This is a genomic window from Flavobacterium sp. FPG59 (assembly GCF_002150205.1).
In the GTDB taxonomy this organism is placed as follows: Bacteria; Bacteroidota; Bacteroidia; order Flavobacteriales; family Flavobacteriaceae; genus Flavobacterium.
In genome coordinates this window covers 1-9,318 of sequence record NZ_MTCA01000113.1, presented here as the reverse complement: position 1 = coordinate 9,318, position 9,318 = coordinate 1, and the positions used below count along the sequence as shown (strand labels likewise).

Below are 9,318 nucleotides of genomic sequence, written 5' to 3'. Positions count from 1 at the left end.
GTACTATTCTGTCGCGAGGACCCTATTTAGAAACATGAGATTAGTATATGTAATTTTATTGATTAATGAAAGGTGAAATATGTCAAAAGCTCTTGAAATTAAAAAGAAAATCAATGTGTAAATCAAAGAATTATATTTATACAATTACCCTAAAAGTAAGGTTTATTCTGGGGTCTACAGGTTTTGCTGTTTTTGGAATTTGATGTTTCCAATAATGTTGTGTACTCCCTTTCATGAGCAGTAAACTCCCGTGTTCTAGTAAAAGGTTTAGTTTTTGATCCTTTAAATGATTGTGCTTCATTTGGAAATTACGTGTTGCACCAAAACTCAATGAGGCAATTATAGGATTGATTCCTAGTTCTTTTTCGTTATCAGCATGCCAGCCGTTACTGTCTTTTCCATCTCGATATTGATTTAAAAGAACGGTTGTAAAAATAGTATCAGTGGCATCCTCTACTTGTTTTTTTAGCATTTGCAATAGCGGATTCCAAGGGTGTGGCTGCATGGTAATATTTGAATAGGAGTAGGGCTTTCCTTCATTTCCATAAAGTGCAGTCAAACGTGGTTGCGGGTGAACTTTTCCGAAAACGCGAATGTCATCTTGCTGCCACGGGATATCTTGAACTAAGCTTTGGAATATTTCATTGGCTGTAGCCAAATCAAAAAAGGCTGGGTAATAGGTGATGTCAGCATCTGGAACTTGAAATTGTACCGGTTGTTCCTGGTTTTCAAACAAAGATGTCATACTATTACGTATATTGATATGCCCAAAAAATCAATGCAAACTGCAAAGGTAATCTCAGGAACAATACCCATTTTGGTAATCCCATGCCAGCTTTAGGATCAAAATACATGTAAATATGAGTAGGAAAAATGGCAATTAACAACGCAATTACACCCCATGCAGCTGCGCTTGAAAGTTGTGGTATGCATAATGCTATACCAAGAATAATCTCGGCCAGACCACTAATTGCATTTAGGGCTTTTGGGTTTGGGAAATAGGGCGGAATTATTTTTAAGTATAATCTAGGATTCCTAAAATGGTTTATTCCTGCAATAAAATATATAAAAGCCATTCCGTACAAATGCCAAGGTAAATTCATAGTAAAAGTATTTATAACGAATTTAGAAAAAAAAGCCCAATTAAAGCTCTTTAGAATCAAATAGTCTTTACAAAGTCTTTTTGAAGTTGATATTCATAATCACAATTGCAATTATAATCAGAATAATTCCAAACCATTGCAGGGTATTTACTGACTCACTCAACAAAAAATAGGCCATTAATACAGAGACAGGTAGTTCTAATGCTGATACAATACTGCCTAATCCGATACCTGTAAGTGGAAAGCCAGCATTGAATAATAAAGGTGGAATGATAGTGCCAAAAAGCGCTAATACAATACCCCATTTAAGAAAAATATCAAAGTTAAAGGCGCCTGTTTGTGTAGCTATTGCAAAACCAGTTACAATTACCGCTCCGCCAAGTAGCATATAAAGACTGCGTTGTGCGGATGAAATTTGAGTAGCTACTCTATTTGCAGTGAACATAGTTGTGGTGAAGGAAGTTGCTGCCAATAGGCCCAAAACGATACCACGCCAGTCTAGCTCTACCGAACTTTCAATTAAATTTGTAGCCAAGGCGGTTCCTGCAAGAACTATTAAAACCGATATTATTTTTTGAGTTGATGGTGCTTTTTTTTCTAAAATCATTTCAAATATAACACCCATCCAAACGGTTTGCATCAATAGAACAATAGCAATTGATACCGGTATGTATTTTACAGCTAAATAATAAAATACACTTGTCATACCTAGTGAGGTTCCGGCAAGCATTAATTGGGTAATATTTTTTGTAGATGCTTTTACAACCTCAGACCCTTTTTTTGATTTTTGAAAAGCATTTATTAGTAGCATTCCTAAAATTCCATAAGTGAATTGAGCAATGGTTACCTCCGGAGTTGTAAAGCCTTCGCCGTAAGCAATTTTTACAAATGTTGCCAACATTCCGTAGCTAGTAGCGCCAAGTCCCACAAGGAATACTCCCTTTAAAATACTATTTTTCATCATTTTTGTTCAATTTTTAAAAGCGGGCAAAGATAGTTTTTTAAAGTGATTTACAGCGTTTTTAAAAAAGACCTTTTAATTCGGGGTTTCTTATTCCAATTTTAACGGGATCAAAATCCATTTTTTGTTGTAAAAGCGATGCATATACACTCCTAAAATCGATTTCATGTTTTAAATCTCCTCCGTCTAAGTCTTGTAAATTAGGGTTGTTACCAATTATTTTTCCTTTATTGCTTCCGCCAATGACAAATAGAGGTGCAGCAGTTCCATGATCTGTTCCTTTACCATTGTCCTTGACGCGTCGGCCAAATTCAGAAAAAACTACTATAGTAACGTTCTCTAACAACTCCGCTTTCTTTAAGTCTTGGTAAAAACTAAATACAGCATCATTCAGTTCTGTAAGTTTGTTGTTGTGAATTATAATTTGGTTATCATGCGTGTCAAAACCATTCAGTGAGGTATAATACACTTTGGAGTTTAGATTTCCTTTAATCAAGCGCGCCATCCATTCTAGATTTTTGGACAAACCTGTTTTGGGGTATACCACTTCGGCGGGTGCACCTTTTTTTAGGGCATTTTGTATCTCATCGGCACCTTCAACTACTGAGTTTGCTATTTTTCTAACAAAGTCTAATTGCGGATTTGTTGCTAGTTTTGAGTTGACTTCTATTTTGTTTCCAACAAGAAATCGGTTTGGATCTTTTACCGTGATCGAATTAGGTTCGTCACCTTTGAGCGCTAAGTTGTCAATAGTATCAATGTTTATCCCTGCTGTAGGCTGATGATCCTTACATTGTAAATCTAAGAAACGTCCTAGCCAACCGTCATTTAAAAACTCTTGATTTGTAGGAGCTGTTTGCCAAATTTCCTGACTTCTAAAATGAGATTTTACAGGATTTGGGTAGCCAACATTTTGGATCACAGCTAAGTCACCACTTTGTTGCATTTGTGCAAAGTTTTTTAAAGCAGGGTGAAAACCCATTCCTTGTGCTGAATGGAGAATTTCATTTTTTGAAATTGCAATTTTTGGACGAAAGTCATAATACATCATATCCTGATACGGAATAAAGGTGTTTAAGCCATCATTTCCGCCGTTGAGTTGAATAAAAACTACACATTGCTTTCCAGGAATTATACTTTTTTGTTTCCCAAAAGAATATAAAAAATCTGGTAAAAGCAGAGTTCCTGCAGTAAGAGTACCTGTTAAGTTTAAAAAGTTTCTTCGGTTCATAATGCTAGCTTTAGATAAGTTGAAATTCTGGGGTTTTTATCATGAAATTTACCAATCGCAGCACTGCAAATTGTGAGCCTTCAGTTGAACCGTCAAAATCATATTTCAATATTTTTTCAAAATCGGCCTTCATGACGTCGTCAATTTGGAATAATAATTGGTTTTCAAATGCATTGATGATCGTTTTATTGGTATCCGTTTTATTCCATTTTAATTGAAGATTCACGATTTTATTTGCATTTTTATTTTCCTTCATTTCACCATTAAAATTTCGGTTTAAATTTTTTCCGTTACAAAGTAAATCTGCTACGTTATTGCGTTGCAAATACACTTGGGATGTTAACCATGAATTTCCGCCATCCCATCCTTTTACATTGGGTTGGTCCATCAAATCCATTCCTTGTTGCCTACAAAAAAGTGCAATCATTTTTGTATTAGTAGTTTTGATTCCAAGTTCGTGAATTATTTGGAGGCTGTATTCTAGTGGGTTTTTTATTTTGGAGCCCGCTGTTTTTTTAGGATACTCTTCGGTGAAAATTTTTAAAAGTAAAGGCTCTATTTCAAAATTCTTTTTTCTGAAATAGTCTCCATAATAATTAACTAATTCTTCATTTGGGTTGTCATAAATAAACCATTTTAGAATTTTTCGAGTCACTAAATAAGGAACTTGTGGCTGTTCAAAAATAAGGTCAATCATAGCATTAATTTTAAAACTTCCTTTTTTACCTAGATAGTCAAAAGCTTCATTGTCTTCAAAAAAGGTTCGATATACTGCTTGGTCTTCGCCAACACCAAGTCCTGCAAGTCCTTTAGCGCCACCTTTTATGTCTGCTTCAGTATAATTCCCAATACCTAAGGTGAACAATTCTAGTAATTCCCGACTTAAATTTTCATTTATTTTGCCTTTTCTATTGTCTACATTGTCAAGGTAGCGCACCATGGCATTGCTTTGAATTATTGTTTTTGTTAAGGTTTTAAAATTTCCAAATGCATTTTCTCTAAGAATTTGATTGTGTTGAAAAACCCAATAATTGACCTTCACTTTTTGTAACGTTGACACAAAATGATTGTGCCAAAAACAGGTCATTTTTTCGCGTAGCGGATAGGTTTCGTTTTGCATTTTATCAATCCACCAGCTCTTTAATTCGAGTGCAGTTTGTGCTTCCTTTTTACGCAATTCCTTTATTTGTTCTGGACTATACTCTTTGAGTTTTTTTCTATATTGTTGTAATTCGGCAATAGATTTTGGGCTGTCAACCATAAAATCAGGAACTTTATGATCATGTAACGTTGCAAACGAAGCCTCTAGAAATGAATTAATTCCCATAGTTTGTAGTTTTTCAGCTTGCTTTGATGAAAAACCAAGTCGTAAGGACCAGAGTGTTTGTGTGTTCATAAAGAGTTATTTACAATAGGACATGCTGTTCTAAAAAAGGTTTAATCTTAATGGATCATTCTATTTCTAAGAAAAATTATATTGTCAGTTTTGTAACATTTATTTTATAAAGAAGTCTTATGGGTATCTGATATAAAAAACATGAAAAAAGTACATTTTATTATTTTGTTGAGTTTGATTTGTATAACTGGCAGTATGGCTCAAACTACTCCGGAGAAAACTCCTGAAACCGAAACTGAAAAAACTACAGAGTTGAAAGAAGTAACCATTGTGAAAACTAAAAAAGCAGTGGAGCAAAAAGCAGACCGAACCATTTTTAACTTCTCTGATCAACCTAGCTTAAATACAGGTTCTGTGCTAGAGGGAATTAAGAAATTGCCAGGTTTAATAGCATCAGATATTGCTGGAATGATGTTTCAAGGCAAGCAACTGGATGTGTTTATGGACGGTAGACCACTTAATATTTCTACTAATGAACTCAATGCTTTTCTAGAGGGAATGCCAGCAAATGCTATTGAAAAAATTGAAATTATTACACAGCCAGGCGCTGAGTTTCCGGCAACTTCGGGAGGTGCAATCCTTAATATAATTACCAATAAAAACGCCAAAAATTATTTAAGTGCTACTTACACTAATAGCACTAGTGTAACCAGTTATGATGATGTGCGCTGGAGAGTGAACAATAGTGTGCTGTTGAGTGCCAAAAATAAATATTTTGGATGGCAATTAAATCTGGGGCAAAATTATAGAGAAAATGCTTTATGGACTTCCTTAAAAAATGAGGAAAACGGTGGTAGCGCTTTATTAACAGCAACAGAAGCTGATCGTGTAGGCCGAAATAATTTTATAAAATCAGCGCTTACTTTTGATATTGGAAAAGATAGATTACTGCTTAATTATGATCTTACGCACAACAATAATAACAGCCAAACGCTTTCAAATGGTCCAGGGTTCACAACTGATGATGCTTCAATGAGCGGTGGTTTTCGTCATGACGCGGTAGTTACCTATCAAAAAAAGTTTGACAATGCGGCAAAAAAACTAGAGTTTAGATTCAATTATAACCGCAATTCTAATGAATTTCAATTAGAACCAGCAGGTTCAACCACCCCGTTATTAGACAATGCTTCACAACAAGAGGTATTGAATGCAAAAGTAGATTTTTCACAACCTATTAAATTCTCTGATGAAGGTAAGCTAAATGTTGGTGCGTTGTACGAAGAACTGATGTTTGATGCTTCTAATAGAGGCGTAACCAATTTAGATTATAAGCGAAAAACGACATCAACTTATGTAGAGTTTCAAACAAAATTTGACAAGTTTAATTTTATTCTTGGCGGTCGAGCCGAAGATTACAACATATCAGGAAATACAGATGTTGCTAAACTAGTAGAATTTGATCAGTTTAGATTTTTTCCTAATGCAAGTGCGCAGTACAATTTTAGTAATGCCATTAATTTTAATATGAACTACAACAAAAAAATCACCTTGCCAAGCACATCGGCATTGAACCCAAATAACACCAATTATCAAAACCCTAATGTTGAATATTCTGGTAACCCTAACTTGCAGCCCGCTATTTTTGATAATTATGAAGTTAAATTAAGTGCGTTTGATTACGCGTTTATAAGCTACAACATGAGTGTGGCAAACAACCAAGTGATCAATAGGGTTTTGTTAACCAATAATCGTGTAGTCAATACAAATGAAAATATTCCTGAGGTTAAAATTCACAATTTTAATGTAGGAATGCCTATTCCATATATGTTATTTACAAAAGGTCTGGCCGAAACCATGAAAATGAATGTAAACCCTGATACGATGAATTTTTTATATGTGTATGCAGGTTACCAATACCATCAAATTCCAAAAGTAGAAACAAACGGTTTTTGGATGTTTAACTTTATGTCTCAGATAGTATTGCCTAAAAAAGTAAAATTTGTTGCCAATTATACTTATTTTATTCCAAGAGGAAATATATTTTACTTTGTAGCCGTTGAGCCACTTAGAAACTCATTAGATCTTACATTTTCAAGAAAATTCTTAAAAGATCAGTTAACGGTAACGCTTTTTGCAGATGATATTTTGGATACAAATAGAAACGCATTCAATGCCTTTGAAACGCCGTTACTCATACGTAGTAAGCAGGATACTCAGAGATTTGGTTTTAGTTTGAACTACAAAATCCCAACCAAAAACAAATTGGCAAAAGAAAACCCAAGTTTATTAAACAACGAGAAAAAAGAAGAAGGTAGTTTAATCAACCAATAAATGATTTCCTAAAAAGCTGTACATAAATCGTACAGCTTTTTTTATAGCGTTTCTTTTTGAACTAAATCACTTAAATGCAGGCGCAAAGCATTGACCGAAATACAAATTTCCCAAAACGATAAAGCCAAGGAAATTAGTAAACCTAGCAAGCTAAGGCCAAATAGGTAAATACCAGCTGCTTGTTGTTGTAAAAACAAAAGTAACATAGCAAATACACTCAAAAAAAGACTTAAAACTCCCGCCATTTGCATATTTCTAATTAAAGTGAGACGCACGTTTAGGTTTTTTATTTCCAGTAAAATCAAGTTGTTTTCTTTTTCTTTATAAGTTTTCTTTAATCCACGAACAATAGTTGCAATGGTCAAGAAACGGTTTGTGTAAGCTAGTAATATTAATGAAGTGGCACCAAAAAGGAGTGCAGGTGTTTCTATTTGTAAAATCATTTGATATTGTTTTAAATAAAAATGTAGAGCAGCTAAGTTAATGGTCAATTATTTTTTGATAGAAATCAGCAATAGTTGTTTTGTAAAATTACAAAAATTCAAAGCCATTAAGATTTGTATTTGCATTTATATTAAATTTACTTTCTTAAAATAGGGATATGCCACAAACATTGAAATACAGGTTAAAAAATATTTTCATACATCAGCTTCAGGATTTAGGGACTTTTTTAAGTGTTTTATATGCTGTAGTATTGGGATCTGCAATTATGATATTGGAATACACATTGCATTTAGAATCCATTTTTTCAATTGCGATTGTAGATACGTACACAAGGTTGCTCTCTGTGACTAATGTTTTAATTTCAATTCTTATAGGGATATCGCTCACAACTTTTTCGGTTATTTTTGTTGTAATGCAGTTGGCTTCCTCACAGTTTTCGCCTCGTATTTTAAGGCATTTTTTAATTAGCGATTTTAAAATGCAAAAGTTTATTGGGCTTTTTGTAGGTAGCATTTCGTTGTGTGTCTTACCGCAATTAGCTTCTGTTTTTTCGCCTGAAAGACCGTTTTTAGCAACACTTGCTGTAGGTACATTATTTGCTTTTTATGGTTTATCATGGTCTTATCCTAACATGATTACGTATTTAAGTATCAATATGAATGTCTCTAGTATTACAAATAGGATAAAAGTAGACATGATTGAAGAGATCAATATTTTGTACCAAGAGAATTGGAGTTTAGGCAAAAACGTATCATATAAAAGAGCAGAAATTCATCCAGATAAATTCAAAGTATCTGTTGTGAGTCCATTTGACTCAGGGTATTTAGATAGCGTTAATTATGTTAAATTAAAGAAAGTTACAGCATACATTTTGCGATCTGAAGTGGGATTTTGTTTCGAAAATGCGTACCAAAAACCCATTGTTGGAGAGTTTATAATGAAGGGAACCACTACATTATTGACATTGGTTTTTGACCAAGATCTGACTCCTGCACAAGTTCAAGAATTGCAAAATCAAGTTGGCGCTATTGTAAAAGATGCTTTTCAGGTAGAACAATTTAGAAGCCACACTCAAGATATTAATTTTGGCGTTCGTAAACTCGTTGATATTGCCATAAAAGCAATTTCTCCAGCCGTAAATGATCCTACTACTTGCCTTAATTGCATTGACCAAATAGGAGAAATTGCCAAAGAATTAGCCATCAAAGAATTTCCATCAACGGATGCTAAATCACTAAAATCCGAGTATATTCAAATAAATGAATTCAACTTTGAAGAGTTTGTAGATTTTTGTTATGATCAAATCTTTCAGTGGGGCAAGGAAGATCCTACGGTTATCAAACGAATGATCAGATCCATTAGAATCATACTTCCCTTAGTTGAGAATCCTTTTCATCTCAAGGTGTTGATCCAGCAGGTTGAAGATATGGAATTAGCTGATATTTATAACATGACCAATCATGCAAATGGTACTTTGAAAATTTCGAAAGAAAAACTGGTTACCATAGAAAATGAGCTGCTACAGTTCAGAAAAAAAGCAAAGCAGCAAATTTTGAGATTACAGCAAAAAGGAATTTTGTCCTTTTATGAAGCTAATCGTGTCTCGGTTAATGAAGCAATTTGCTCTATTCAGTTTGATGCTATTGCTTATTTAAACGCCTATAATCAATAAGGCTGTTTTTTTTGTGTCTTATACTTCTTTGTAATTGTCAGGACACGATTAATTTTTCTAAATAAAATGCAACCATAATTTCTATTTGGGCTCTTTTTTTGTTGCTTATTTTAAAGTTTCTTCACCTTTTTATTGATTTTTTTTACACTCTTATTTTAATTTTTTTCTATTCCTATTTTCTAAAATAATTTATTCTTGGCCGAGAATCAATTTCTTATGGGGTTTTATGAACGCTCCAAA

8 protein-coding genes are annotated in these 9,318 nt (G+C 33.8%); 2 read left to right on the top strand and 6 right to left on the bottom strand.

The features are described 5' to 3' along the window. Positions 1-136: 136 nt before the first annotated feature. The 5 genes from FPG59_RS10540 to FPG59_RS10520 all read right to left on the bottom strand — a co-directional run bounded on the left by FPG59_RS10540 (position 137) and on the right by FPG59_RS10520 (position 4,691). On the bottom strand, positions 137-745 hold the full coding sequence (locus FPG59_RS10540; RefSeq protein ID WP_086454563.1) for an alpha-ketoglutarate-dependent dioxygenase AlkB: 609 nt from the start codon (positions 743-745) through the stop codon (positions 137-139). Between the two features lie 4 nt (positions 746-749). Beyond that, positions 750-1,103, bottom strand: coding sequence for a DoxX family protein (locus tag FPG59_RS10535; RefSeq protein ID WP_086454562.1), 354 nt, complete (start codon positions 1,101-1,103; stop codon positions 750-752). A 67-nt stretch (positions 1,104-1,170) separates the two neighbouring features. Beyond that, complete coding sequence (locus FPG59_RS10530) at positions 1,171-2,067, bottom strand: DMT family transporter (protein ID WP_086454561.1); 897 nt, start codon at positions 2,065-2,067, stop codon at positions 1,171-1,173. Between the two features lie 58 nt (positions 2,068-2,125). Then, positions 2,126-3,295: a DUF1501 domain-containing protein gene (locus tag FPG59_RS10525; RefSeq protein WP_086454560.1), complete on the bottom strand. Its 1,170-nt coding sequence runs from the start codon at positions 3,293-3,295 to the stop codon at positions 2,126-2,128. 10 nt (positions 3,296-3,305) lie between these two features. Further along, positions 3,306-4,691 (bottom strand): DUF1800 family protein, encoded by a 1,386-nt coding sequence (locus FPG59_RS10520; protein WP_086454559.1) that lies wholly within the window; start codon positions 4,689-4,691, stop codon positions 3,306-3,308. Positions 4,692-4,832: 141 nt separating this feature from the next. Between FPG59_RS10520 and FPG59_RS10515 the strand changes: the two genes are divergently transcribed. Further along, positions 4,833-6,962, top strand: a complete 2,130-nt coding sequence (locus FPG59_RS10515; RefSeq protein WP_086454558.1) for a TonB-dependent receptor — start codon at positions 4,833-4,835, stop codon at positions 6,960-6,962. 41 nt (positions 6,963-7,003) lie between these two features. On the opposite strand, the gene FPG59_RS10510 is transcribed toward FPG59_RS10515, so the two are convergent. Next, a complete protein-coding gene (locus tag FPG59_RS10510) occupies positions 7,004-7,405 on the bottom strand; it encodes a DUF2721 domain-containing protein (protein WP_086454564.1) in 402 nt (133 codons plus the stop codon). Positions 7,406-7,563: 158 nt separating this feature from the next. On the opposite strand from FPG59_RS10510, the gene FPG59_RS10505 reads away from it, so the two are divergent. Further along, a complete protein-coding gene (locus tag FPG59_RS10505; RefSeq protein ID WP_086454557.1) occupies positions 7,564-9,078 on the top strand; it encodes a DUF2254 family protein in 1,515 nt (504 codons plus the stop codon). Positions 9,079-9,318 lie beyond the last annotated feature (240 nt).